The 23,245-nt window shown below is 49.7% G+C and carries 23 protein-coding genes and 1 other annotated feature; of the genes, 12 read left to right on the top strand and 11 right to left on the bottom strand.

Going from position 1 to position 23,245, the window contains the following annotated elements:
- Positions 1 to 33: 33 nt before the first annotated feature.
- From CWR52_RS20305 to ugd, 7 genes are all read left to right on the top strand, one after another.
- Positions 34 to 1,254, top strand: coding sequence for an oligosaccharide flippase family protein (locus CWR52_RS20305; protein WP_161566070.1), 1,221 nt, complete (start codon positions 34 to 36; stop codon positions 1,252 to 1,254).
- Positions 1,251 to 2,417: an O-antigen polymerase gene (locus tag CWR52_RS20310; protein ID WP_104950565.1), complete on the top strand. Its 1,167-nt coding sequence runs from the start codon at positions 1,251 to 1,253 to the stop codon at positions 2,415 to 2,417. Before CWR52_RS20305 ends, CWR52_RS20310 begins: the two co-directional genes overlap by 4 nt.
- Entirely contained in the window at positions 2,414 to 3,502 is a 1,089-nt protein-coding gene (locus CWR52_RS20315; protein ID WP_104950566.1) for a glycoside hydrolase family 99-like domain-containing protein, read from the top strand. Before CWR52_RS20310 ends, CWR52_RS20315 begins: the two co-directional genes overlap by 4 nt.
- A gap of 13 nt (positions 3,503 to 3,515) precedes the next feature.
- Entirely contained in the window at positions 3,516 to 4,385 is an 870-nt protein-coding gene (locus CWR52_RS20320; RefSeq protein WP_104950567.1) for a rhamnosyltransferase, read from the top strand.
- A gap of 74 nt (positions 4,386 to 4,459) precedes the next feature.
- Positions 4,460 to 5,572 (top strand): glycosyltransferase family 4 protein, encoded by a 1,113-nt coding sequence (locus CWR52_RS20325; protein ID WP_104950568.1) that lies wholly within the window; start codon positions 4,460 to 4,462, stop codon positions 5,570 to 5,572.
- Positions 5,573 to 5,780: 208 nt separating this feature from the next.
- Complete coding sequence (gndA, locus tag CWR52_RS20330; RefSeq protein WP_024908082.1) at positions 5,781 to 7,187, top strand: NADP-dependent phosphogluconate dehydrogenase; 1,407 nt, start codon at positions 5,781 to 5,783, stop codon at positions 7,185 to 7,187.
- A 226-nt stretch (positions 7,188 to 7,413) separates the two neighbouring features.
- Positions 7,414 to 8,580 (top strand): UDP-glucose 6-dehydrogenase, encoded by a 1,167-nt coding sequence (gene ugd / locus CWR52_RS20335; RefSeq protein ID WP_104950569.1) that lies wholly within the window; start codon positions 7,414 to 7,416, stop codon positions 8,578 to 8,580.
- A gap of 52 nt (positions 8,581 to 8,632) precedes the next feature.
- Here ugd and CWR52_RS20340 read toward each other — a convergent pair whose 3' ends face one another.
- A complete protein-coding gene (locus CWR52_RS20340) occupies positions 8,633 to 9,637 on the bottom strand; it encodes an NAD-dependent epimerase (protein WP_104950570.1) in 1,005 nt (334 codons plus the stop codon).
- Between the two features lie 192 nt (positions 9,638 to 9,829).
- On the opposite strand from CWR52_RS20340, the gene wzzB reads away from it, so the two are divergent.
- On the top strand, positions 9,830 to 10,810 hold the full coding sequence (gene wzzB, locus CWR52_RS20345) for an LPS O-antigen chain length determinant protein WzzB (protein WP_104950571.1): 981 nt from the start codon (positions 9,830 to 9,832) through the stop codon (positions 10,808 to 10,810).
- Between the two features lie 38 nt (positions 10,811 to 10,848).
- Here the strand turns inward: wzzB and hisIE are convergent, their stop codons facing one another.
- From hisIE to hisL, 9 genes are all read right to left on the bottom strand, one after another.
- Complete coding sequence (gene hisIE, locus CWR52_RS20350) at positions 10,849 to 11,460, bottom strand: bifunctional phosphoribosyl-AMP cyclohydrolase/phosphoribosyl-ATP diphosphatase HisIE (RefSeq protein ID WP_104950572.1); 612 nt, start codon at positions 11,458 to 11,460, stop codon at positions 10,849 to 10,851.
- Positions 11,454 to 12,230 carry an imidazole glycerol phosphate synthase subunit HisF gene (hisF, locus tag CWR52_RS20355; protein WP_048029350.1) on the bottom strand — a complete coding sequence of 259 codons (777 nt, stop codon included), beginning with the start codon at positions 12,228 to 12,230 and terminating at the stop codon, positions 11,454 to 11,456. The genes hisIE and hisF overlap by 7 nt, the downstream gene beginning before the upstream one ends.
- Complete coding sequence (gene hisA / locus CWR52_RS20360; protein ID WP_023616231.1) at positions 12,212 to 12,949, bottom strand: 1-(5-phosphoribosyl)-5-[(5-phosphoribosylamino)methylideneamino]imidazole-4-carboxamide isomerase; 738 nt, start codon at positions 12,947 to 12,949, stop codon at positions 12,212 to 12,214. Before hisA ends, hisF begins: the two co-directional genes overlap by 19 nt.
- Positions 12,949 to 13,539 (bottom strand): imidazole glycerol phosphate synthase subunit HisH, encoded by a 591-nt coding sequence (hisH, locus tag CWR52_RS20365; protein WP_104950573.1) that lies wholly within the window; start codon positions 13,537 to 13,539, stop codon positions 12,949 to 12,951. Before hisH ends, hisA begins: the two co-directional genes overlap by 1 nt.
- A complete protein-coding gene (hisB, locus tag CWR52_RS20370) occupies positions 13,539 to 14,606 on the bottom strand; it encodes a bifunctional histidinol-phosphatase/imidazoleglycerol-phosphate dehydratase HisB (RefSeq protein ID WP_104950574.1) in 1,068 nt (355 codons plus the stop codon). The genes hisH and hisB overlap by 1 nt, the downstream gene beginning before the upstream one ends.
- Positions 14,603 to 15,664 (bottom strand): histidinol-phosphate transaminase, encoded by a 1,062-nt coding sequence (gene hisC, locus CWR52_RS20375; protein WP_021241431.1) that lies wholly within the window; start codon positions 15,662 to 15,664, stop codon positions 14,603 to 14,605. The genes hisB and hisC overlap by 4 nt, the downstream gene beginning before the upstream one ends.
- The gene (gene hisD / locus CWR52_RS20380) at positions 15,661 to 16,965 is read right to left on the bottom strand and encodes a histidinol dehydrogenase (RefSeq protein WP_104950956.1); all 1,305 of its coding nucleotides are present in this window, start codon (positions 16,963 to 16,965) and stop codon (positions 15,661 to 15,663) included. The genes hisC and hisD overlap by 4 nt, the downstream gene beginning before the upstream one ends.
- Positions 16,966 to 16,970: 5 nt before the next feature.
- On the bottom strand, positions 16,971 to 17,870 hold the full coding sequence (gene hisG / locus CWR52_RS20385) for an ATP phosphoribosyltransferase (protein ID WP_000886595.1): 900 nt from the start codon (positions 17,868 to 17,870) through the stop codon (positions 16,971 to 16,973).
- A gap of 45 nt (positions 17,871 to 17,915) precedes the next feature.
- Positions 17,916 to 18,039, bottom strand: a sequence feature (His leader region).
- Positions 18,015 to 18,065 carry a his operon leader peptide gene (gene hisL / locus CWR52_RS20390; protein ID WP_001364200.1) on the bottom strand — a complete coding sequence of 17 codons (51 nt, stop codon included), beginning with the start codon at positions 18,063 to 18,065 and terminating at the stop codon, positions 18,015 to 18,017. Its footprint overlaps the feature before it by 25 nt.
- Positions 18,066 to 18,240: 175 nt before the next feature.
- Between hisL and CWR52_RS20395 the strand changes: the two genes are divergently transcribed.
- The 4 genes from CWR52_RS20395 to plaP all read left to right on the top strand — a co-directional run bounded on the left by CWR52_RS20395 (position 18,241) and on the right by plaP (position 21,666).
- Positions 18,241 to 19,065: an SDR family oxidoreductase gene (locus CWR52_RS20395; RefSeq protein WP_104950575.1), complete on the top strand. Its 825-nt coding sequence runs from the start codon at positions 18,241 to 18,243 to the stop codon at positions 19,063 to 19,065.
- 41 nt (positions 19,066 to 19,106) lie between these two features.
- Complete coding sequence (locus CWR52_RS20400) at positions 19,107 to 20,036, top strand: LysR substrate-binding domain-containing protein (RefSeq protein ID WP_104950576.1); 930 nt, start codon at positions 19,107 to 19,109, stop codon at positions 20,034 to 20,036.
- A gap of 219 nt (positions 20,037 to 20,255) precedes the next feature.
- Positions 20,256 to 20,318 carry a membrane protein YoeI gene (yoeI, locus tag CWR52_RS23615; protein WP_100245854.1) on the top strand — a complete coding sequence of 21 codons (63 nt, stop codon included), beginning with the start codon at positions 20,256 to 20,258 and terminating at the stop codon, positions 20,316 to 20,318.
- Positions 20,308 to 21,666 (top strand): putrescine/proton symporter PlaP, encoded by a 1,359-nt coding sequence (gene plaP / locus CWR52_RS20410; RefSeq protein ID WP_008499462.1) that lies wholly within the window; start codon positions 20,308 to 20,310, stop codon positions 21,664 to 21,666. The genes yoeI and plaP overlap by 11 nt, the downstream gene beginning before the upstream one ends.
- A gap of 99 nt (positions 21,667 to 21,765) precedes the next feature.
- On the opposite strand, the gene sbcB is transcribed toward plaP, so the two are convergent.
- A complete protein-coding gene (gene sbcB / locus CWR52_RS20415) occupies positions 21,766 to 23,202 on the bottom strand; it encodes an exodeoxyribonuclease I (protein WP_414650403.1) in 1,437 nt (478 codons plus the stop codon).
- Between the last annotated feature and the right edge of the window lie 43 nt (positions 23,203 to 23,245).

Here is a 23,245-nt window from a genome sequence, read left to right on the forward strand (position 1 = left end):
GGCTTTTTTCACATTACTGAGTGTATCATACCAGTGAAAAAAAACATTATACTGCTATTTTTTGTTCAGGCTTCAAACTATTTATTCCCTTTGTTAACCCTCCCATATTTAATGCGAGTGTTAGGGGCTGAAAATTTTGGAATTGTAGCTATGGTCCAGGCGTGGCTACAATACATTATAATTTTTGTTGATTATGGCTTTAACTTTAGTGCGACGTTACTGGTTTCAGTTAATAAGAATAATCAATCCAAAATTGATTCTATTTATACAGCAGTAACTGCTGCCAAGTTAGCGTTATTACTGATAGTTTCATGTATTTTTGCTTTATATGTAATTATTAATGGTACGAGTATATACTCTTATCTGATCCTGTTAGGGATGATATCCGTAATAGGTACAGTTTTATTCCCTGTATGGTTATTTCAAGGGATTGAAAAAATGCAGGGTATTGCAATATGTACAACCATTGCAAAATTCGTCTCCCTTATTCTGATTTTCCTTTTAGTAAAAACGCCTGAAGATATGAATATGGCCGTTATAAGCCAATCATCAGGGATGTTTATCTCAGGTATTTTGGCTTGTTTCTTTATAAAAAAACAAAAATTGGCCAAATTTACAAGAGTTTCAATAAAAGAAATCTATTCGGTTTTATCTAAGGGATTTGACCTTTTTGTATCTAATATAACTATAAGTTTTTATACGACTTTAAATATATTAATTATAGGATATTTTGGTGGCCCGACGCTGGCAGGTTATTTCTCAGCAGCAGATAAAATCCGAACTGCAGCGCAAGGTTTGATGAGTCCTGTTCAGCAAGCGATGTTCCCAAGAGTCAGTTCATTGATTAGTGAAGGAAAAATACTCAATGAAATCTGGCACTTGTATGGTAAGAAGTTTATTGCGTTCGGATTGTTAATATCGGTAGCAATGGCTGTCATAGGATACCCTGTATCACTTTATTATTACAGTGAAGAATATCGAATATCGTCGATGATATTGTTGATGATGTCTCCTTTGCCATTTATCGTTTCAGTGGGCGTTGTATATGGACAATGGTGGTTAATACCTAATCATTTCACAAAAGTTGTCAGGAAAACATATCTTGCTGTGAGTTTTATGCATATTATAGTTTCTATACTATTAATGCATCTGACTCCAACATATGGCGTGACAATTAGCGTGATTATTACAGAAATAATTGTTTCGGCTATTTTTGTCCTGGTGAGTTTTAATAGCGAAAAGAATTCAAGATGATTAAACGAAGACCTAGAAATCCATCTTTTTATTTATGCCTGTATGTTGTCTTTGCATTAGTATTATGGGTTTCACAAAGTAGCCTCTACATCACATTTGATTCTGGTTTGATGATCCTAATTGTTTCTTATTTATATTTTTTCTTAGGATGCTATATAGGTAATAAAACAACAAGATTTCATCAGAAAGATAATCTAATAAATAATCAATCGCTCTTTAATATTTCCTTGCAGGTAAAAATTTCACTTGCAATCAACTTCTTCATATTGATTTATCTGGCGTTCCTGTTTAAAAATATAGTGACGAGTGGTATTTCGTTCGCAGAATACAGAGAAAGTTTATTTAAAGATCAATCAATAAAAGAATACTATGGAGCATTTGCAGCTTATTTATTTGTATTTGCAACCTTGGTACCGCTTTTTGGCATTAGTTATGGTTTGTATTTGAAGATTAATAAAAATAAATCTGCAATATTATTCTTCTCATTTTTAATGTTGGTAGGAAAAGAAAGTATCTTGATTTCAAGATACTATGTTTTTGCTCCGGTGCTGGCAGCAATATTAATATTATATTGCTATGATAGCAAAATGACTCTGAAGAAAGTTATTTTTTCTCTAGCTGTATTTTTGATTTTGTTATTAGCCATATTCACTTTTAGAGGTGATAGCGACTTAAGTCAAAGCCTTATTAATACTCGCAATTATGCGATTGCAGGTTACTCACTTTTTACTCATGCAATTGATAGCGGTGATACTGATATCTTGTATGAGCTTTCTAGTCCATTTTCATTCTTAGGTATACTTGGCGCTAAGTTTTACGACCAAAGCGCTTTCTTCACAAAAGTACAAGATTTCGTTCTGCTAGGCAGTGCTGGTTATTTTAATGCCTTTTATACATCCTTGTTATTACCCTTTCTGTATTTCGGTAGTATAGGGGTTGTTGTACTCAGTATGTTGTTTGGATATATTGTATCGAGAAATCACAATTCCTTTATTAATAAGAACTCATTCCTTAACTTCAACTCCCTGTTTGCTTTGATTGTTATTTTCTTTTCTCATCAGTTTTTGCCGGTGCAGTTATCCTTCTTTTGGGATTATTTCCTGATTTCGTTATCAGTTCATTTGTTTGTAGTTTGTTATAGAAATATAAGGAGCAATTTTTGAAAACGTTAGCATTTTATCTTCCGCAATTTCATGAGATTGAAGAAAATAATAAATGGTGGGGAGAAGGTTTTACCGAATGGGTCAATGTTAAAAAGGCTACGCCTCTTTTTAAAAATCATAACCAGCCCAGAGAACCTCTGAACAATTATTATTATAATTTGCTCGATGTAGAAACATTAAAATGGCAATCGGAACTTGCAAAAAAGCATAATATTGATGGTTTTTGTTTTTATCATTACTGGTTTAATGGTAAGCGTTTACTGGACAAACCAGCTGAGCTTTTACTGGAGAACAAAGATATACATCTCCCGTTCCTTTTTTCATGGGCTAACGAGCCATGGACGCGTAGTTGGGATGGTAGTCATCGAGATGTTATCATGCCCCAAAGTTATGGTGACGAATCAGACTGGCTAAATCACTTTAACTATCTCAAGCCATTTTTCGAAGACGAAAGATACATTAAACATAATGGTAAGCCTGTATTTCTGTTATATCGTTCTGCTAGCTTTGAAAAATGTAATGAGTGGATTCAGTATTGGCGGAAACTGGCAAAAGAAACGTCTTTCGGTGATATACATTTTGTGTCAACACTTACCTCATTCGCTCAAGATCATCGTAAGCTAGATTTTGATGCCGAGTTAAATTTTGAACCAATGTGTACTTTTGAACACAATATGGGGAAACTTAAACCGATATTGCGAAAAGTGATCGGAAGAATAAAACGTATTTCTAATGAAAAATTAAAAACAAATTACGTTGAGCAGATATTATCTTATCAATCAATTTGGGATAAAATCCTTGAAAAGGATTTTAGTGAAACACATTATTCAGGTGCATTCGTTGATTGGGATAATACGCCAAGGAAAAAAACTAAATCACTCGTGATGAAAGGAAGTAATCCTCAGGTATTTAAGAATAATTTCGATAAGCTTTATAAAAAATCTATTGCTGCTAATGTTCCATTTTTATTCATAAATGCATGGAATGAATGGGCTGAGGGTACGTATCTTGAGCCGGATAAAAAAAATGGATATGGTTATTTGAATGCAGTAAAAGATACTGTTGAAAAATACAAAAAATATTAATAGGTGATAGGTCGTGATTAGTTCTGTAACTGTAACATTCAACCCTGATATACTTTGCTTAGAAAAGCAATTTCTTTCTTTGCAAGGCCAAATAGACAGTGCTATTTTAATAGATAACGGCTCTCGAAATTACGAAGAGATAAAAGATTTAGCAGAGAAATTTAATTTCGTCCTGATCAGTTTGCCCGAGAATATGGGTCTTTCGCATGCGCAAAACATTGGTATCGAAAATGCTATATCTCGCGGTGCCGAATACTTATTACTTCTTGATCAAGACAGTGTATTAGGTGCTAATTTCATCAGCGTCATGAGTAAGATGTATACTCAGTACAATGTTGGTATCCTGGGTCCTTCTTTTTATGATCCGCACACAAACGAATTCTATTGGGGCACTAATTACATCGGTCCATTTATTAAACGAACGCCAATAGAAGAAATAACAGATGTCACCTACGTTATTGCATCTGGCTCTTTCTTTTCTTCTGAAGTTTACGAGAAAGTTGGTAAAATGGAAGAAGCATTGTTCGTGGATTATATTGATGTGGAGTGGGCCCTGCGTGCTAAAAAATTAGGGTATCGCGTTGCAATGACTAATCAGGCGTCAATGGCTCACACGATTGGTGATTCAAGGCTGAATCTGTTAGGACGTAAAATATCTGTTCATAGCCCGATGCGACGTTACTTTTTGGTTAGAAATAGCTTCTTTATGATCAGAAAGTCATATATTCCAATGGGTTATAAGATTCGTGAGGTTTTCCTTAATTTTGCTCGTGCTGCAATATCTTTAATTCTTAATAAAGAAAAAAAGAAAACGTTGATGATGATCTTTTACGGTATTTCTGATGGTCTTTCTGGACGATTTGGACCATTCAAAAGACATTGATACCAAGTGTAGCTGTCTCGTTGCAAGTTAATGAGCGTTAGTAACGATATACTTATCGGACTGTTTCAAAAACTATGAAAATTCTTTATATAATTACACGGGCGAATGAAATCGGTGGGGCTCAGACTCATTTGCGTGATATGACATCTGGTTTAGTAAAGGATGGTCATCAAGTTGAGTTAATCGTTGGAGAGCAAGGCGCTCTGGTTGATGAAGTTCGCGCATTAAATGTGAAAGTTCATATTATCCCTGAGCTGGTAAGGGAAATATCGCCTTATAAAGATATTAAATGCGCTTTAATTATACGCAAGATTATAAAAGAATTTTCTCCGGATGTTATTGCCCTTCATTCTTCTAAAGCTGGAATTGTAGGGAGGTTGGCAGCTCTTTTCCTGAAAATTCCTGTTGTTTTCACCGTACACGGTTGGTCATTCGCAAATGGTGTTCATGATAAGAAACGTCGCTTGTACATTGTTATTGAACGATTATTCAGTAAAATTACTGATGAAATAATCACAGTCTCTGCTCAAGATAAACAACTTGCAATCGAACATAACGTTGCGTCTGCCAGTCAGCAAACGGTGATCCATAATGGCGTGCCGTTAAAAAGTGCTGCTCCTCATGTTTACCATACTCATGACGTAGTGAAGTTGATTTCGGTAGCTCGTTTTTCAGAACAAAAAGATCATGAAAGCTTATTGAAAGCGTTGAGTCGATTAGAAAAAAGAAACTGGGTGTTGACGCTGGTAGGAAAAGGCCCCAGGTTAGATGAGATGAAACAGCTTTCACAGGATCTTGGAATTAGCGAAAATGTACTGTTTACAGGCGAACGTTTAGACGTTGATGCCTTGCTGGCAGACAGTGATATTTTCCTGTTAATTTCTAACTGGGAAGGTTTTCCTATCAGTATTCTCGAGGCTATGCGTGCAGGCTTGCCTGTTTTAGCATCAGACGTTGGTGGCGTTTCTGAATCTGTCATAGATGGCAAAACGGGATATCTCGTTCCTCGTGCAGATATTGATGCTATCGAAAAAAGACTCGCTGACTTAATTAATGATAATGCTTTACGTGTTGAATTAGGCAAGTCAGGGAATGAATTTTTCATTGAAAACTTCTCATTCAACGCAATGTATAATAAAACGATTGAACTTTATCAAAAAGCAATTAATAAAAAACATAATAAATAATAGAATTTATTATATGTTGTGATTTAGTTAATTTATACATGGAATATACCTACATGGTTTATAAGGATTTAATATCTCCCGTTTTGTGTCGTCTTGCGTGATCAAGGCCACAAATGCCTACCTCTGTCCCTGATTTATGAGTTAAGATTCTTACAAATTATATCTGTCGGGGTTACCCGACAGTGACCACACCTGACAGGAGTATGTAATGTCCAAGCAACAGATCGGCGTTGTCGGTATGGCAGTGATGGGGCGCAACCTGGCGCTCAACATCGAAAGCCGTGGTTATACCGTCTCCGTTTTCAACCGCTCCCGTGATAAGACCGAAGAAGTGATTGCCGAGAATCCAGGCAAGAAACTGGTTCCTTTTTATACGGTGAAAGAGTTCGTTGAGTCTTTGGAAACGCCTCGTCGTATCCTGTTAATGGTGAAAGCGGGCGCAGGTACCGATGCAGCTATCGACTCCCTGAAGCCTTACCTCGAAAAAGGTGACATCATCATTGATGGCGGTAACACCTTCTTCCAGGACACCATTCGTCGTAACCGTGAGCTGTCCGCAGAAGGCTTCAACTTCATCGGTACCGGTGTTTCCGGGGGTGAAGAGGGCGCGCTGAAAGGCCCATCCATCATGCCTGGCGGCCAGAAAGATGCATACGAACTGGTTGCACCTATCCTGACCAAAATCGCAGCCGTGGCTGAAGATGGTGAGCCTTGCGTAACCTATATCGGTGCAGACGGTGCTGGTCACTATGTGAAAATGGTGCACAACGGTATCGAATATGGCGACATGCAGCTGATCGCTGAAGCTTATTCCCTGCTGAAAGGCGGTCTGAACCTCTCTAACGAAGAGCTGGCTGAAACCTTTACCGAGTGGAACAAAGGCGAGTTGAACAGCTATCTGATCGACATCACCAAAGATATCTTTACGAAAAAAGATGAAGAGGGTAAATACCTGGTTGATGTGATTCTGGATGAAGCAGCGAACAAAGGTACCGGTAAATGGACCAGCCAGAGCTCCCTGGATCTGGGTGAACCGCTTTCTCTGATCACCGAATCTGTTTTCGCGCGTTACATCTCTTCACTGAAAGAGCAACGCGTTGCGGCGTCTAAAGTGCTGTCTGGCCCACAGGCTAAACCAGCAGGTGATAAAGCCGAATTTGTTGAAAAAGTGCGTCGTGCCCTGTATCTGGGTAAAATCGTTTCTTACGCGCAGGGCTTCTCTCAGCTGCGTGCGGCGTCTGATGAGAATAACTGGGACCTGAACTACGGCGAGATCGCGAAGATCTTCCGCGCGGGTTGCATCATTCGTGCGCAGTTCCTGCAGAAAATCACCGATGCCTATGCTGAAAACGCAGGTATCGCCAACCTGCTGCTGGCACCGTACTTCAAGAAGATTGCGGACGAATACCAGCAGGCGCTGCGTGATGTAGTTGCTTATGCTGTCCAGAACGGTATTCCGGTTCCAACCTTCTCTGCTGCAGTAGCCTACTACGACAGCTACCGTGCGGCAGTTCTGCCTGCTAACCTGATTCAGGCACAGCGTGACTACTTCGGTGCGCATACTTACAAGCGTACCGATAAAGAAGGCGTATTCCATACCGAATGGATGGAATGAGTTAACGCACTCGCTGTCATCGCAACCCGGAGCTCGTCTCCGGGTTTTTTTATGCAAAAACTGCTGCCTTATATTCGAAGTAGTCTGAATCTCATCCCACTCGAAGTGATTACTCCTGGTTTGCCTTGACAGTTCTGTTTGCCAGGAGGTACAAAGCCCAACAGTTATGTTTATCGCGATGGTCAGGTGGCCATCAGTACAGTTAACTCACAGAAGTCATTAGCGAATGAAAATAACAATTTCCGGAACAGGGTATGTCGGTCTCTCTAACGGCATTCTGATTGCTCAAAACCACGAAGTGGTTGCACTGGATATCGTGCAGGCCAAAGTGGACATGCTTAATCAAAAAAAATCGCCGATTGTCGACAAAGAAATCCAGGACTATCTCAGCAATAAGCCGCTCAATTTCCGCGCCACGACTGACAAAGAAGATGCATACCGCGATGCGGATTACGTCATCATTGCAACGCCTACTGACTACGATCCAAAAACTAACTACTTCAACACCTCAACCGTCGAAGCGGTGATCAAAGACGTTATCGCGATCAACCCTCGTGCGGTGATGGTCATTAAGTCAACGATTCCTGTTGGTTTCACGAAATCTATCAAAGAGAAGTTTGGGATTGATAATATCTTCTTCTCGCCGGAGTTCCTGCGCGAGGGGAGAGCACTTTACGATAACCTGCATCCTTCGCGTATTGTTATTGGCGAACGCTCTGAGCGTGCTGAGCGCTTTGCCGCGCTGCTTCAGGAAGGGGCCCTGAAGAAAGATATTCAAGTGTTGTTTACCGACTCCACTGAAGCTGAGGCGATTAAGCTCTTCGCGAATACCTATCTGGCAATGCGAGTGGCTTATTTCAATGAGCTCGACAGCTATGCAGAGAGTCTTGGGCTGAATACCCGTCAGATTATTGAAGGGGTGTGTCTGGATCCGCGCATTGGTAATCACTACAACAACCCTTCATTTGGCTACGGTGGTTACTGTCTGCCAAAAGACACCAAGCAACTGCTGGCAAACTACCAGGCTGTGCCAAACAACCTGATATCGGCGATTGTTGATGCTAACCGTACACGTAAAGATTTTATCTCCGATTCCATTCTTGCGCGTCAACCGAAAGTCGTCGGCGTATACCGTCTGATCATGAAGAGTGGCTCCGATAACTTCCGTGCCTCTTCCATTCAGGGAATCATGAAGCGCATTAAGGCGAAAGGGGTTGAGGTTGTGATCTATGAGCCTGCTATGCCGGACGATCAGTTCTTCAATTCACGGGTGATCCGCGATCTGGACGCCTTTAAGAAAGAAGCCGATGTCATCATTTCAAACCGCATGGCGGAAGAGCTGGCCGACGTGGCGGATAAGGTTTACACCCGCGATCTGTTTGGTAGCGACTGATTCTCTGCTTTATCCTGTAAAAAACCCGGCTGAGTGGCCGGGTTTTTTATTTTCAGACTTTGTAGAAATCGCGATACCAGTCAACGAAGTTCTTCACCCCATCTTTAACCGAGGTTTGTGGTTTAAATCCGATCGCGTCATAAAGTGGCTGGGTATCGGCGCTGGTTTCCAGAACATCCCCGGCCTGGAGTGGCATCATATTTTTCTCCGCTTTTTTACCCAGGGCCTCTTCCAGAGCGGTGATGTAGTCCATCAGCTCTACTGGCGAACTGTTGCCGATGTTATAAACCCGATAAGGCGCTGAGCTGGTCGCAGGTGAGCCGGCCTCAACGGTCCAGTTCGGGTCTGCCTGAGGAATAACATTCTGCAGACGAATAATTGCTTCAGCGATGTCATCAATATACGTGAAGTCGCGCTTCATCTTACCGTAGTTATAGACATCGATGCTTTTGCCTTCAATCATCGCCTTGGTAAACTTAAACAGGGCCATGTCAGGGCGTCCCCATGGGCCGTACACGGTGAAGAAACGCAGGCCGGTGGTTGGCAGATTGTAAAGATGCGAATAAGTATGCGACATCAGCTCATTGGCTTTTTTGGTCGCGGCATAGAGTGAGACCGGGTGATCCACGGAATCGTCAGTAGAGAAGGGCATCTTGCGGTTGAGACCATATACGGAGCTGGATGAGGCATAAAGCAGATGCTGAACGTTGTTATGGCGGCAGCCTTCCAGCACGTTGAGATGGCCGATAAGATTGGCGTCTGCGTACGCGTGAGGGTTTTCAAGGGAGTAGCGCACACCCGCTTGAGCGGCCAGATGAATCACACGATCAAACTTCTCACCGGCGAAAAGCTTGGCCATACCTTCGCGGTCAGCTAATTCCAGCTTGTGGAAGGTGAAATCCTCAGATTTTAACAGTTCCAGGCGTGCCAGCTTCAGGTTAACATCGTAGTATTCATTGAGGTTATCGATACCAACAACCTGATGACCGGCCTCAAGGAGGCGTTTGCTGACATTCGCACCGATAAAACCTGCAGCGCCCGTGACCAAAAATTTCATAGCTTCCCTCATAAACCTTTTTCTTACAGATGCCATAGCGCATCACATGGTGTCTATGATAGCGCGAAGGGTCGAAGTTACATAACCCATCTTTCCGATTTAACTCATCGGATTCTTATAGAAAAATCGCCAGTAACAGATAAACTAAGCAGACATCATTCTGTTTGCCCTTTTTCATCTGTTAGGGATTGTATGACACAAAACAACAATAGCCAGGTCAGTCGAAGCAATGACCCTGAGCAAATTGATTTACTTGATTTAGTGCTGCAGCTGTGGCGTGGGAAGTGGATGATAGCAACGTTTGTTGTTGTTTTTATTGCACTTGCTGTCGGTTATCTTACTTTCGCGAAAGAAAAGTGGACCTCAAGCGCAATTATTGCGCAACCTGATGTAGCTCAAATTGCAACATACTCTAATGCGTTGAATATCCTCTACGGTAGCGCTGCACCCTCAATGCTTGATGTTCAAACACGCGCTATTGGTCGTTTCAATTCTTCCTTCTCTGCATTGGCACAGGCACTGGAAAATCAGGACGAACCTGAAAAACTGACAATCGAGCCTGCTGTTAAAGGGGAATCGCTCCCGTTGAGTGTTTCCTATACCAGTACTTCCGCAGAAGCGGCGCAGAAGCAGCTTGCGCAATATATCCAGCAGGTTGATGAGCAAACTTCCAAAGAGCTCACGGTTGACCTGCAAAACAGCATCAAAGAGCAGATTAAAACCCTGAACGATTCTCTGGTAAACCAGGAGAAGGTCGCTCAGGAGCAGAAAGACCTGCGTATTAAACAAATTACCGAAGCGCTGAAAAACGCTGAGGCGGCGAAAATCTCCTCGCCACAGATTCAACAAACTCAGGATGTGACCCAGGAAACAATGTTCCTGCTGGGAAGCGTAGGGCTGAAATCGATGATTGAAAACGAAGCCTCTCGTCCCTTGGTCTTTTCTGCTGCATACTATCAGACTAGGCAAAACCTGCTTGACATCCAAAACCTGAACGTAAAGCCGGACACAATACACGTCTACCGTTACGTCATGAAGCCGGATCTGCCCGTTCGTCGTGACAGCCCGAAAAAAGCCATTGTGCTGATTCTTGCCGTGCTGCTCGGTGGCATGATTGGTTCAGGTGTGGTGCTTGGCCGTAACGCCTTACGAAACTACAAACCAAAAGCCTGATTTGCAGATTAAAAAACCGGGGATTATCCCCGGTTTTTTTATTTATGCCGCTTACGAAGATTTTCTATCACCGCCGTTAAATCCAGCTCCTGATCCTGCAGCAGCACCAGCAGGTGATACATCAAATCCGACGCTTCGTTCGTCAGCTCCTCGCGGTCATGCACGGTCGCGGCCAGCGCGGTCTCAACGCCTTCTTCACCCACCTTCTGTGCGATACGCTTGGTTCCGCTGGCGTACAGCTTCGCGGTATAAGAACTCTCCGGATCCGCCGTTTTACGCTCCGCCAGCAGCTGTTCCAGTTGATACAGGAACAACCACTGGTGGCTCGTCTCACCAAAGCAGCTGCTGGTGCCCTTATGGCAGGTCGGACCGATTGGGTTTGCCAGCACCAGCAGGGTATCGTTATCGCAGTCAGGCGTTATGCTGACCACGTTCAGGAAATGACCCGAGGTTTCCCCTTTGGTCCACAGGCGCTGTTTCGTGCGCGAGAAAAAGGCCACTTTGCCGCTGTCAATCGTTTTCGCCAGCGCGTCCTGGTTCATATACCCCAGCATCAGCACTTCGCCTGAGACGGCATGCTGGACAACTACCGGCAGTAATCCGTCCGTTTTTTTCCAGTCCAGCTGCGCCTGTTGTTGCTCTGTTAACATACCCTGATCTCCACGCCCTGGTCGGCCAGGTACGTTTTTAACTCACCAATATTAATAATCTGTTTGTGGAACACGGAAGCGGCCAGCGCGCCGTCCACGTTCGCATCGCGGAAGGCTTCCAGGAAGTGTTCCATGGTGCCCGCGCCGCCGGAGGCAATCAGCGGGACGTGGCAGACTGCACGGACTTTTTTCAGCTGCTCGAGGTCATACCCGTTACGCACGCCATCCTGGTTCATCATGTTGAGGACAATCTCGCCCGCGCCACGTTTCTGCACTTCCTGCACCCAGTCGAGCGTTTCCCACTGCGTTACGCGCGTGCGGCTTTCGTCACCCGTATATTGATTGACGTGGTACTTGCCCGTTGCGGCGTCATACCAGGTGTCGATCCCAACCACAATACACTGCACGCCAAAACGATCGGCGAGGCGAGTAATCAACTCCGGGTCGGCCAGGGCAGGGGAGTTGATGGAAATCTTGTCGGCACCAAACGAGAGAATTTGGGCCGCATCGTCGGCGGATTTAATCCCGCCCGCCACGCAGAACGGAATATCGATCACTTCCGCCACGCGAGCGACCCAGCTTTTGTCGACTACGCGGCCATCGCTGGACGCGGTAATATCATAGAACACCAGCTCGTCTGCGCCTTCATCAGCATAGCGTTTTGCCAGCGGAACGATGTCGCCAATGATCTCGTGGTTGCGGAACTGCACGCCTTTCACGACCTGGCCGTCACGTACGTCCAGGCAAGGGATTATCCGTTTTGCCAGCATTGAATCGCCTCCGTCACCGTAAATTTACCTTCCAGCAGGGCCCGGCCCACAATCACGCCCTGTACGCCCGTTCCGCGCAGCGCGGCAATATCGTTTAAATCACCAATTCCGCCCGAAGACTGGAATGCCACCTGCGGATAACGCGCGCAGATTTCTTCATACAGCGAGACGTTGGAGCCCGCCAGCGTGCCGTCACGGGAGATATCCGTGCACAGCACGTGCTTCAGGCCAACGGGGAGATACATCTCGACCAGCGCCTCCAGCGTCACGCCGGAGTTTTCCTGCCAGCCGCTGACCGCCACCTGCTTATTACCTTGTTCATCAATGCGCACGTCCAGCGCCAGTACCAGCGCGTCGGCGCCAAAGCGGCGGAACCAGCCTTTTACGATCTCAGGCTCTTTCACCGCGGTTGAACCGACCACCACGCGCGCTACGCCCGCGTCCAGCAGTGCCGCAACGTCGTCTTCTGTACGTACGCCGCCGCCCACCTGTACCGGCACATCAACTCCGGCAACCAGATTTTTAAGCAGAGGGATCTGGCGTTTTGCCGGGTCTTTCGCACCCGTTAAATCGACCAGATGCAGCACCTGAGCCCCCTGGGCGGCATAATCCTGCAGACGCGGCAGCGGATCGTTTCCGTAGTCGCGCTGCTGGCCGTAATCACCCTGATGCAGACGGACAACCGTACCGTCAATTAAATCTAATGCGGGAATAATCATCACATCTCCAGGAAGTTTTTCAGCAACTGCGCGCCCGCGGCGCCAGAGCGCTCCGGGTGAAACTGTACGCCGAAGAAATTGTCTTTCTGCACGGCTGCGGTAAACGCCTCGCCGTAGGTGCACTGGGCGATCGTATTCGCGTTCACCGGCATAGCGTAGCTGTGTACGAAGTAAAAATACGCGCCGTCTTCAATGCCGCGAAAAAGCCTGTCGCCCGCTTTGGCGTACACGCGGTTCCAGCCCATATGCGGCAGAGGCAGACCGTGGTCGGTCATCTTCGGCACGTCTTCGTCGATAATGCCCAGCAGGTCAACGCCGTTATTCTCTTCGCTGCGGCGGCCAAGAATCTGCATGCCCAGGCAAATCCCCAGCACCGGCTGGGTACAGGCCTTGATCAGATCGACCAGTTCGCGCGCGTGGATCTGATCCATCGCCGCCTGCGCAGTGCCCACGCCCGGCAGGAATAACTTGTCGGCACGCAGCACCACGTCCGGGTCACGGCTCACCGCCGGCTCATAGCCGTGGCGAGCAATGGCCGACTTTACGGAGTTCAGGTTGGCGCATCCAGTATCCAGAATCACCACGTTCATTACAGCACTCCTTTTGATGAGGGCAGGGCGTCACCTTCCACGCGGATTGCCTGGCGCAGCGTGCGGCCGAAGGCCTTGAAGAGACTCTCTACGCGGTGGTGGTCGTTCTTGCCTTTGGTCTTCAGGTGCAGCGTCAGGCCCATGGTGTAGGACAATGAACGGAAGAAGTGCTCCACCATTTCGGTGCTCAGATCGCCCACGCGCTGGTAATTGAAGTCTGCTTTATATTCCAGGTGCGGGCGACCGGAGATATCCATCGCACAGCGCGCCAGACACTCGTCCATCGGCAGGACAAAGCCAAAACGGTTGATGCCGCGTTTATCACCGAGCGCCAGCTTGAGGGCTTCACCCAGCGCCAGGCCGGTATCTTCCACGGTGTGGTGATCGTCAATATAAAGATCGCCTTTTACCGTGATCTCCATGCGGAAACCGCCGTGGGTGGCAATCTGGTCCAGCATGTGGTCGAAGAAACCCACGCCGGTGTGGATCTTGCTGCCGCCTTCGCGGTCGAGCCAGACCTTCACATCAATCTGCGTCTCTTTGGTGTTACGTTCAACGTGCGAGTAGCGGTCACGTTTTGTCAGCTGTTCGCCAATCATCGCCCAGTTAAGGTTGTTGCGGTCGTAGCGAAGCCCCGCGATGCCCATGTTTTCCGCGAGCGTAACATCAGTGATGCGATCGCCGATGACATAGCTGTTAGCCTTATCCAGCACATCCTCTGCCAGATAGCGCTCGACCAGCTTCACCTTTGGCTTACGGCAGTCACACTCATCGGCTGGCATGTGCGGGCAAATCAGCACGTCATCAAACACCACGCCCTGCGAGGTCAGCACCTGCATCATTAAATTATGCGGGCCGTCAAAGTCTGCCTGCGGGAAGCTGTCGGTACCCAGACCGTCCTGGTTGGTGATCATCACCAGCTTGTATCCGGCTTTTTGCAGCTTGAGCAGCACCGGGATCACGTCAGGTTCAAACGCCAGCTTGTCGAATCGGTCGACCTGAAAATCAGCTGGTGGCTCCGAAATAAGGGTGCCGTCACGATCGATGAAAAGGATCTTCTGGGTCATACTTTCTCCGCTTTCAGGGCGTCAATCACGCGCTGGCTCTCTGCACGGGTGCCGACGGTAATGCGCAGGCAGCCACTCAGAGAAGGTTGTTTATTCTGGTCTCGTAAGATAATGCCCTGATCCCACAAAGATTTAAATACGGCGCTGGAGGCGGTAAAGCGCACCAGGATGTAGTTGGTTTCCGAGTCGAATACCTGCTCCACGCACGGGATATCCTTCAGGGCGGTCACCAGGTACTGACGTTCCTCCAGGATTTGCGCCACGCGCTCGCGCATCGCGTTAATCCCCTGAGGCGTCAGCGCCTGTGCCGCAATATCGGCAACCGGCGTCGAGAGCGGGTACGGAGCGATCACCTTCAGCAGCAGGTCGATGACCTCTTTATTCGCCAGGGTGAATCCGCAGCGCAGACCCGCGAGGGCGAAAGCCTTCGACAGCGTACGCAGCACCACCAGGTGCGGATACTCTTCCAGCCAGCCTGCCAGCGTCGCCTGCGGGCAGAACTCGATATAGGCTTCGTCGGCCACCACCAGCGCTTTTCCGCGCGTCATCTCCAGCAGGGTTCGGATATCCTGCGGGTTAATAATCTGCCCGGTCGGGTTGTTCGGGCTACAGACAAAGACGACTTTTACGCCGTCAAGATTGTCGGCAATGCCCTGCAGATCCAGCTGCCAGTTCTCCAGTGAGAGCACGTTGCGGCACGCCACCCCAAAGGTTTCCGCGCTGACGCTGTACATGCCGTAGGTCGGCTGGCAGTACATGACGGCGTCTTTGCCGGGCTCGCAGAACGCGCGGATCAGCAGCTCAATGCCCTCATCCGCGCCGCGACTGACCAGTACCTGCTCTGGCTTCACGCCAGCATACTGCGCGTAGTTTTCGATTACCGCCTTCGGCTGACACTCCGGATAACGGTTCAGCGTTTGCTGCGACAGCTCAAACTGCACCGCCGTTGGATATTCGTTGGCGTTCAGCCAGACATCCCCTTTACCGCCCAGACGACGCGCAGACTGATAGGGCGTCAGGCGACGGACATTTTCGCGGGCTAATTCTTCAATGTTCATGCTTGCTCCTTCAGGGCTGCAACGCGCAGCGTAACGGCATTTTTGTGGGCGGTCAGGCGCTCGGCGGCGGCCAGGGTTTCAATGGTGGACGCCAGTGAGGCAAACCCTTCGCGGGAGAGTTCCTGCACGGTCATGCGTTTCTGGAAATCCGCCAGTCCCAGGCTGGAACAGGTTGAGGTATAGCCATACGTTGGCAGCACGTGGTTGGTGCCGGAGGCGTAATCGCCTGCGGACTCCGGGGACCAGTCGCCGAGGAACACCGAGCCCGCGCTGGTAATGCTGTCGACCAGATCGCGCGCGTTGCGGGTCTGAATAATCAGGTGCTCCGGACCGTACTGGTTAGAAATGGCAATGCACTGCTCGAGATCGCGCGCGACAATCAGACGGCTGGCCGCTAACGCCAGGCGTACCGTGTCGGCGCGGGGCAGGTCGGCAAGCTGACGCTCCACGGCTTCGCCCACGCGTTTCGCCATATCGGCATCCGGCGTCAGCAGGATGACCTGCGAGTCCGGGCCGTGTTCCGCCTGTGAAAGCAGGTCGGAGGCCACGAAGTCCGGCGTTGCACCGCTGTCGGCAATGACCAGCACTTCAGACGGGCCGGCAGGCATATCGATGGCCGCGCCGTCGAGACGCTGGCTGACCTGACGCTTAGCCTCGGTCACATACGCATTGCCCGGGCCAAAGATTTTGTCGACCTTGGGAATGGATTCCGTGCCGAAAGCCAGGGCTGAAATCGCCTGCGCGCCACCCACTTTATAGACCGCCTGCACGCCGCACAGCTTCGCCGCGTACAGGATCTCGTCGGCAATCGGTGGCGGTGAGCACAGCACCACTTTCTGACACCCGGCAATGCGTGCGGGAGTCGCCAGCATCAGTACGGTGGAGAAAAGCGGGGCAGAGCCGCCAGGAATATAGAGGCCGACGGAGGCAACCGGGCGGGTCACCTGCTGGCAACGCACGCCGGGCAGGGTTTCGACATCCACGGTCTGCAGCTTCTGCGCGGTGTGGAAGGTATCAATATTTTTCACCGCGACGGCCATCGCCTGCTTGATGTCGTCACCCAGACGATTACTGGCATCAATGATTTCCTGCTCCGTAACCTGCAATACGCCGACTTCCGTCTTATCAAACTTTGCACTGTATTCACGCAGGGCGTCATCGCCACGGGCTTTGACGTTATCCAGGATCTCCGCCACGGTGCGCGAGATGCTTTCAGAGGCGGAAATCGCCGGGCGCATTAGCAGCTCACGCTGCTGTGCGTCGCTACAGGTATTCCAGTCGATGATTGTGTTAAAGCTCATGGCCATTACTCCATCATCTTCTCAATTGGCAGCACCAGGATGGAGCTTGCGCCCAGCGCCTTCAGTTTTTCCATGGTTTCCCAGAACAGGGTTTCGCTGCTCACCATGTGCATCGCCACGCGCTGCTGATCGCCTGCCAGCGGCAGGATGGTTGGGCGCTCGGCACCCGGAAGCAGGGCAATCACTTCATCCAGACGCTCGGTCGGGGCGTGCATCATGATGTATTTGGATTCACGTGCCTGAATGACACCCTGAATACGGGTCAGCAGTTTGTCGATCAACTGCTGCTTAGCGTCGGCCATCTCGCCGTCACGCTGAATCAGGCACGCTTTGGAGCGGTAGATCACTTCTACTTCGCGCAGACCGTTCGCTTCCAGCGTCGCGCCGGTAGAGACCAGGTCACAGATGGCATCCGCCAGACCCGCACGCGGCGCCACTTCAACAGAACCGTTCAGCAGACAGGATTTAAACTGCACGCCTTTCTGATCCAGATAGCGCTTTAACAGGTGAGGGTAGGAGGTGGCGATACGTTTGCCGTTCAGCGCCGCCGGACCGTCCCACGCTTCATCAACCGGCGTTGCCAGCGACAGGCGGCAGCCGCCGAAGTCCAGACGGCGCAGGGTGAAGTAACGCGGGTCTTCGCCCTGCGCGCGGCGGGTCAGCAGCTCTTCTTCCAGTACGTTTTCGCCGATGATGCCGAGGTCAACGACGCCATCCATGACCAGGCCGGGAATATCGTCATCACGCACGCGCAGAATGTCGATGGGCATGTTTTCAGCCAGAGCAATCAGGCGCTGGGTGTGCAGGTTAATTTTAATCCCGCAGCGGGCCAGCAGTTCGCGTGAATCGTCACTCAAACGGCCTGATTTTTGAATAGCTATGCGTAAACGTGAGTTATCTAACATTCTTTATTCCTCGTTAACCTGTTTTAACCTGTCTGAATTCGGTCCAAAAAAAAGCCCCCGGAAGAAGATCTTCCGGGGGCTTTTTCATGCGTTCATGCACCACTGGAAGATCCAAACGTCTTCCAGCACACATCGCCTGAAAGACTAGTCAGGATGATGGTGATGATGGTGGTGTTTAAATTGAACGCGTGTCATATAAATTCTCGATGAATGCTTATTCATTTGATGTCTTTTAACCTAAACCAGTTGTGCGACATATTGCAAGGGCTTTTTTTGATCATTAATTCATTTCATATTGATGCTATGAATTGTGTGTTCTGCCGGGCTGGCGTAGCCTTATGAAAGACGAGTAAGAGTCAGGAGAATTCGCATGAAAAAGGTCGCGATTGTCGGTTTAGGATGGCTGGGAATGCCGCTGGCGATGTCATTAGCCGCGAAAGGCTGGCAGGTGACCGGGAGCAAGACCACCCGAGATGGGGTCGAAGCGGCGCGCATGTGCGGTATTGATGGCGTTGAACTGCGTCTGGAGCCGGAACTGGTGTGTGATGCGGACGATCTGGACACCCTGATGAACGTCGATGCGCTGGTGATTACGCTACCCGCGCGGCGCAGCGGCCCGGGCGAATCATTTTACCTGCAGGCGATGCAGGAGATTGTCGACAGCGCGCTGGCGCATCATGTTCCGCGCATTATTTTTACCAGTTCGACGTCGGTCTATGGTGAGGTTGAGGGCGTCGTAAAAGAGACTTCCGAGCGCCGTCCCGTTACGGCGAGCGGTCAGGTTCTGAAAGAGCTGGAAGACTGGCTGCATCATCTTCCCGGCACCCAGGTTGATATCGTACGTCTGGCGGGGCTGGTAGGCCCGGGTCGTCATCCGGGACGCTTTTTTGCCGGGAAGTCGGCGCCAGATGGCCAACATGTTGTCAATCTTGTGCATCTTGATGATGTGGTTGGCGCGATTGAGCTACTCTTACAGGCTCCGAAAGGCGGACACATCTATAATATATGTGCACCGTCTCATCCGGCGCGCAGCACGTTTTACCCGCTGATGGCACGTCAGCTGGGCCTGTCTGCGCCGGTCTTTGGTGAGGCAAAGGATGGCAGTAAAGGCAAAATTGTTGATGGCAATCGCATTTGTCATGAGCTGGGGTTTGAGTATCAGTATCCCGATCCGCTGGTGATGCCCATGGAATAAATCCCGCAGCGGAGACCGTCGCACACCGAAAGGGGGCGAGCATGAAACCGCTGCTGGATGTTCTTATTATTCTGGATGCACTGGAAAAAGAGGGGAGCTTTGCCGCTGCGTCGGCCAAGCTCTACAAAACCCCTTCGGCCCTGAGCTATACCGTCCAAAAACTGGAAAGCGACCTCAATATCCAGATCCTCGATCGCTCCGGGCATCGCGCCCGTTTTACCCGCACCGGACAGATGCTGCTGGAAAAAGGCCGTGAAGTCCTCCATACCGTGCGTGAACTCGAAAAGCAGGCCGTCAAACTTCACCAGGGATGGGAAAACGAGCTGGTGATTGGCGTGGATGACACTTTCCCGTTTTCTCTCCTGACGCCGCTGATTGAGGCCTTCTATCAACACCACAGCGTGACGCGGCTGATCTTTATCAACGGCGTGCTGGGGGGCTCCTGGGACGCCCTAACCCAGGGCAGGGCGGATATTTTTGTCGGTGCACTCCACGAGCCTCCCCAGTTGAGTGAGTTTGGCTTTGCGCGTCTGGGCGTGCTGGAGCAGGTGTTTGCCGTAGCGCCCCATCATCCGCTGGCTCAGGAAGCTGAGCCGCTTAACCGCCGCGTGATTAAAGGCTACCGCGCCATCGTGGTCGGGGACAGCTCTCGCCCGGAATGTGCGGTTTCCTCGCAGTTGCTCGACGAGCAGGAGGCCATCACCGTTTTCGACTTTAAAACCAAGCTGGAGCTGCAAATCAGCGGTCTGGGCTGCGGCTATTTACCCCGCTATCTGGCACAGCGGTACATTGACAGCGGTGCGCTTGTTGAAAAACAGGTACTTGCTCAAAACAGCCATGAATCGGTATGGGTGGGCTGGAATGAACAGACCGCCGGGCTCGCCAGCGCCTGGTGGCGGGACGAAATTTTAGCAAATAGTGCTATCGCTGCTGTATACGCTCAGGGCAGCGTCGAGAAATCAGCCAGTTAGCCAAAAGAAAATGACCCGGTGCGTTGCAAAGTATTGCCTTTTGTATCCGATGTGGGGCAAAATGCGGCCGCTGCAACCAAATGAATAATCGACGATATAAAAGGCGTCGGTTATTTTTTTTTGCATGTACGAAACGAAACTAAAAACCAAGAGGCCGGGCTTCGTACCGGATAGATATTTACTAAAATCCGACAGTTGTTGTCGCTGAGGAAGAAAGAAATGGGGCAATTTTTCGCTTACGTGGCGGTTATCACCGTAAAGGAGATTAACTATGTCGCATAACGCAACTCCAAACACCTCTCGCGTGGAATTACGTAAAACGCTTACGTTGATTCCGGTTGTTATGATGGGCCTGGCCTATATGCAACCGATGACGCTGTTCGATACATTCGGTATCGTATCAGGCCTCACCGACGGTCATGTGCCAACGGCATATGGCTTCGCGCTGATTGCGATCCTCTTTACCGCGTTGAGCTACGGTAAACTGGTGCGTCGCTATCCGTCTGCGGGTTCCGCCTACACCTATGCCCAGAAATCCATCAGCCCGACGGTTGGCTTTATGGTGGGCTGGTCTTCGCTGCTCGACTATCTGTTCGCGCCGATGATCAACATTCTGCTGGCAAAAATCTATTTTGAAGCACTGGTGCCGTCGATTCCATCATGGATGTTCGTTGTGGCGCTGGTGGCCTTTATGACGGCCTTTAACCTGCGCAGCATCAAGTCCGTTGCCAACTTTAACTCCGTTATCGTTGTGCTTCAGGTTGTGCTGATTGCGGTTATTCTTGGCATGGTGATTTACGGCGTATTCCACGGCGAAGGCGCGGGCACCCTGGCGAGCAGCAAGCCGTTCTGGTCTGGTGATGCGCATGTGATCCCGATGATTACCGGGGCAACCATTCTGTGCTTCTCCTTTACCGGTTTTGACGGGATCAGCAACCTGTCTGAAGAAACGAAAGATGCAGAGCGCGTGATTCCGCGTGCCATCTTCCTGACGGCGCTAATTGGTGGTCTGATCTTTATTTTCTCGACCTATTTCCTGCAGCTGTACTTCCCGGATATCTCTCGCTTCAAGGATCCGGATGCATCTCAGCCGGAAATCATGCTGTATGTGGCGGGTAAAGCGTTCCAGGTCGGCGCGCTGATCTTCTCCACCATCACCGTACTGGCGTCCGGTATGGCCGCGCATGCAGGCGTTGCGCGTCTGATGTACGTAATGGGCCGCGATGGCGTATTCCCGAAAAGCTTCTTCGGCTACGTGCATCCAACCTGGCGTACCCCGGCGATGAACATTATCCTGGTCGGTGCGATCGCGCTTCTGGCGATTAACTTTGACCTGGTGATGGCAACGGCGCTGATTAACTTCGGTGCACTGGTGGCGTTCACCTTTGTTAACCTGTCGGTTATCTCTCAGTTCTGGATCCGTGAAAAGCGTAACAAGACGCTGAAAGATCACTTCCAGTATCTGTTCCTGCCGATGTGTGGTGCTCTGACCGTGGGCGCGCTGTGGGTTAACCTGGAAGAGAGCTCGATGGTGCTTGGCCTGATTTGGGCGGGTATCGGCCTGGTTTACCTGGCCTGCGTTACGAAGAGCTTCCGTAACCCGGTTCCTCAGTACGAAGACGTCGCGTAAGACTGTGTCGGGTGGCGGCTACGCCTTACCCGACCTACAAAACCCAAGCGGGCAAAAAAAAGCCGGAGACATCGCCTCCGGCTTTTTTATATCCATCGTTCAAACTATCTCTTGCGCGTACTGGAACAGGGATTTCAGCAGCGCCTGTTTCTCAGCATTCCCTTCATACTGGCCGTAAAGCATCTCCAGCTCCTGTGCATAGCTGTGCAGGTACTCTGGCGTAAACACGTTGCGACGATGCTGCAGCCAGCGTTCCTGCTCGGCTTCATCCAGCGTGCCGGGGTAATTACGCGCGCGGTAATTAAACATCAGTTTTTCGATGCGCTTATCGGCGAAGGTGATATCCAGCGCCGGTAAGTTGCGCGGCTCGGTTTGCAGAACGATATTCATGGCCGCGCGATCGGCATCGCTGAAGAAACCGTTATAAAGTTGGGCGTCCACGTTCTCAGACGGCACGAATGGCTCGGCTTCGGCAAAAATGGCCACGACTTTCTCGCGCACCTGCGGATTTTCACGCAGCACTTTCAGATTATCGAGGCAGTGCTGGCGGTTAATGCCCAGCCTGTCAGCATCTTCCGGGCGCAGCGTATTCGCCTGCGCCAGGACCGGACATTTATTGATATGCACCAGTTTGACCGGCACCGCCGGCAGATCGCCGAGCTCGTTTTTCGGGGTAAAAAGCCGTTCGCGCAGGGTATCGCTGTCGAGCTCCAGCAGCGGTGAAATATCGCCCGCCAGGTCCACCATGATAACCGCATTACGGTTGTCCGGATGCCAGGCCAGCGGCGCAACCCAGCTTGTATTGCCGCGCCAGGCGCCAAACATGCCGGAAATATGCACAAGGGGTTTCATCTGCGGTACGTCGATAAGGGTCATAAGCTTCTGCTTGCTGCGATGGCTCAGCAGATACTCAAACAGCCGGGGCTGTGCGCTTTTCACCAGCTTTGCCATGGCAATGGTGGCATAGACGTCCGCCATCGCGTCGTGGGCATTGCTGTGTTCGATACCGTTGGCGCGCGTCAGGTGTTCCAGCCGGAAGCTGGTCAGCCCTTCCTCATTTTCCGGCCAGTTAATGCCTTCAGGACGCAGGGCGTAGCAGGCGCGCATGATGTCGAGCAAATCCCAGCGCGAATTGCGGTTCTGCCAGCTCCAGGCATAGGGATCGTAGAAGTTACGATAGAAGATGTTGCGCGTCACTTCGTCATCGAAGCGGATGTTGTTGTAACCGACCACGCAGGTGTTGGGGACGGTAAACAAGTCGTGGATGCGTCGGGCGAATTCTGCCTCGTTAACGCCTTTTTCCCGCGCTTCCTGAGGGGTGATCCCGGTGACCATGACCGCGCCGGGCTGCGGCAGGTAGTCATCCGCAGGCTTGCAGTAAAAGACCTCGGGCTCGCCTATGATGTTGAATTCGTCGTCGGTACGGATGGCGGCAAACTGCGCCGGTCGGTCCAGCGCCGGGTGCGTGCCAAAGGTTTCGTAGTCATGAAATAAAAAAGTCGGGCGAGCGGCAGAGTCAGACACCAGTAATACCATCCTGTTAAAAAATGACGTCACTATGGTAAACGATCGTGCGGGT

Origin of the sequence: Enterobacter sp. SGAir0187 (assembly GCF_002952735.2) — a bacterium.
Lineage (GTDB): Bacteria > Pseudomonadota > Gammaproteobacteria > Enterobacterales > Enterobacteriaceae > Enterobacter > Enterobacter quasiroggenkampii.

Coding starts and splice junctions, on each gene's coding strand:
- CWR52_RS20310 (WP_104950565.1), top strand. CDS start 1,251: ATGATTAAACGAAGACCTAGAAATCCATCTTTTTATTTATGCCTGTAT.
- CWR52_RS20325 (WP_104950568.1), top strand. CDS start 4,460: ATGAAAATTCTTTATATAATTACACGGGCGAATGAAATCGGTGGGGCT.
- gndA (WP_024908082.1), top strand. CDS start 5,781: ATGTCCAAGCAACAGATCGGCGTTGTCGGTATGGCAGTGATGGGGCGC.
- ugd (WP_104950569.1), top strand. CDS start 7,414: ATGAAAATAACAATTTCCGGAACAGGGTATGTCGGTCTCTCTAACGGC.
- CWR52_RS20340 (WP_104950570.1), bottom strand. CDS start 9,637: ATGAAATTTTTGGTCACGGGCGCTGCAGGTTTTATCGGTGCGAATGTC.
- wzzB (WP_104950571.1), top strand. CDS start 9,830: ATGACACAAAACAACAATAGCCAGGTCAGTCGAAGCAATGACCCTGAG.
- hisIE (WP_104950572.1), bottom strand. CDS start 11,460: ATGTTAACAGAGCAACAACAGGCGCAGCTGGACTGGAAAAAAACGGAC.
- hisF (WP_048029350.1), bottom strand. CDS start 12,230: ATGCTGGCAAAACGGATAATCCCTTGCCTGGACGTACGTGACGGCCAG.
- hisA (WP_023616231.1), bottom strand. CDS start 12,949: ATGATTATTCCCGCATTAGATTTAATTGACGGTACGGTTGTCCGTCTG.
- hisH (WP_104950573.1), bottom strand. CDS start 13,539: ATGAACGTGGTGATTCTGGATACTGGATGCGCCAACCTGAACTCCGTA.
- hisB (WP_104950574.1), bottom strand. CDS start 14,606: ATGACCCAGAAGATCCTTTTCATCGATCGTGACGGCACCCTTATTTCG.
- hisC (WP_021241431.1), bottom strand. CDS start 15,664: ATGAACATTGAAGAATTAGCCCGCGAAAATGTCCGTCGCCTGACGCCC.
- hisD (WP_104950956.1), bottom strand. CDS start 16,965: ATGAGCTTTAACACAATCATCGACTGGAATACCTGTAGCGACGCACAG.
- hisG (WP_000886595.1), bottom strand. CDS start 17,870: ATGTTAGATAACTCACGTTTACGCATAGCTATTCAAAAATCAGGCCGT.
- CWR52_RS20395 (WP_104950575.1), top strand. CDS start 18,241: ATGAAAAAGGTCGCGATTGTCGGTTTAGGATGGCTGGGAATGCCGCTG.
- CWR52_RS20400 (WP_104950576.1), top strand. CDS start 19,107: ATGAAACCGCTGCTGGATGTTCTTATTATTCTGGATGCACTGGAAAAA.
- plaP (WP_008499462.1), top strand. CDS start 20,308: ATGTCGCATAACGCAACTCCAAACACCTCTCGCGTGGAATTACGTAAA.
- sbcB (WP_414650403.1), bottom strand. CDS start 23,202: ATGGTATTACTGGTGTCTGACTCTGCCGCTCGCCCGACTTTTTTATTT.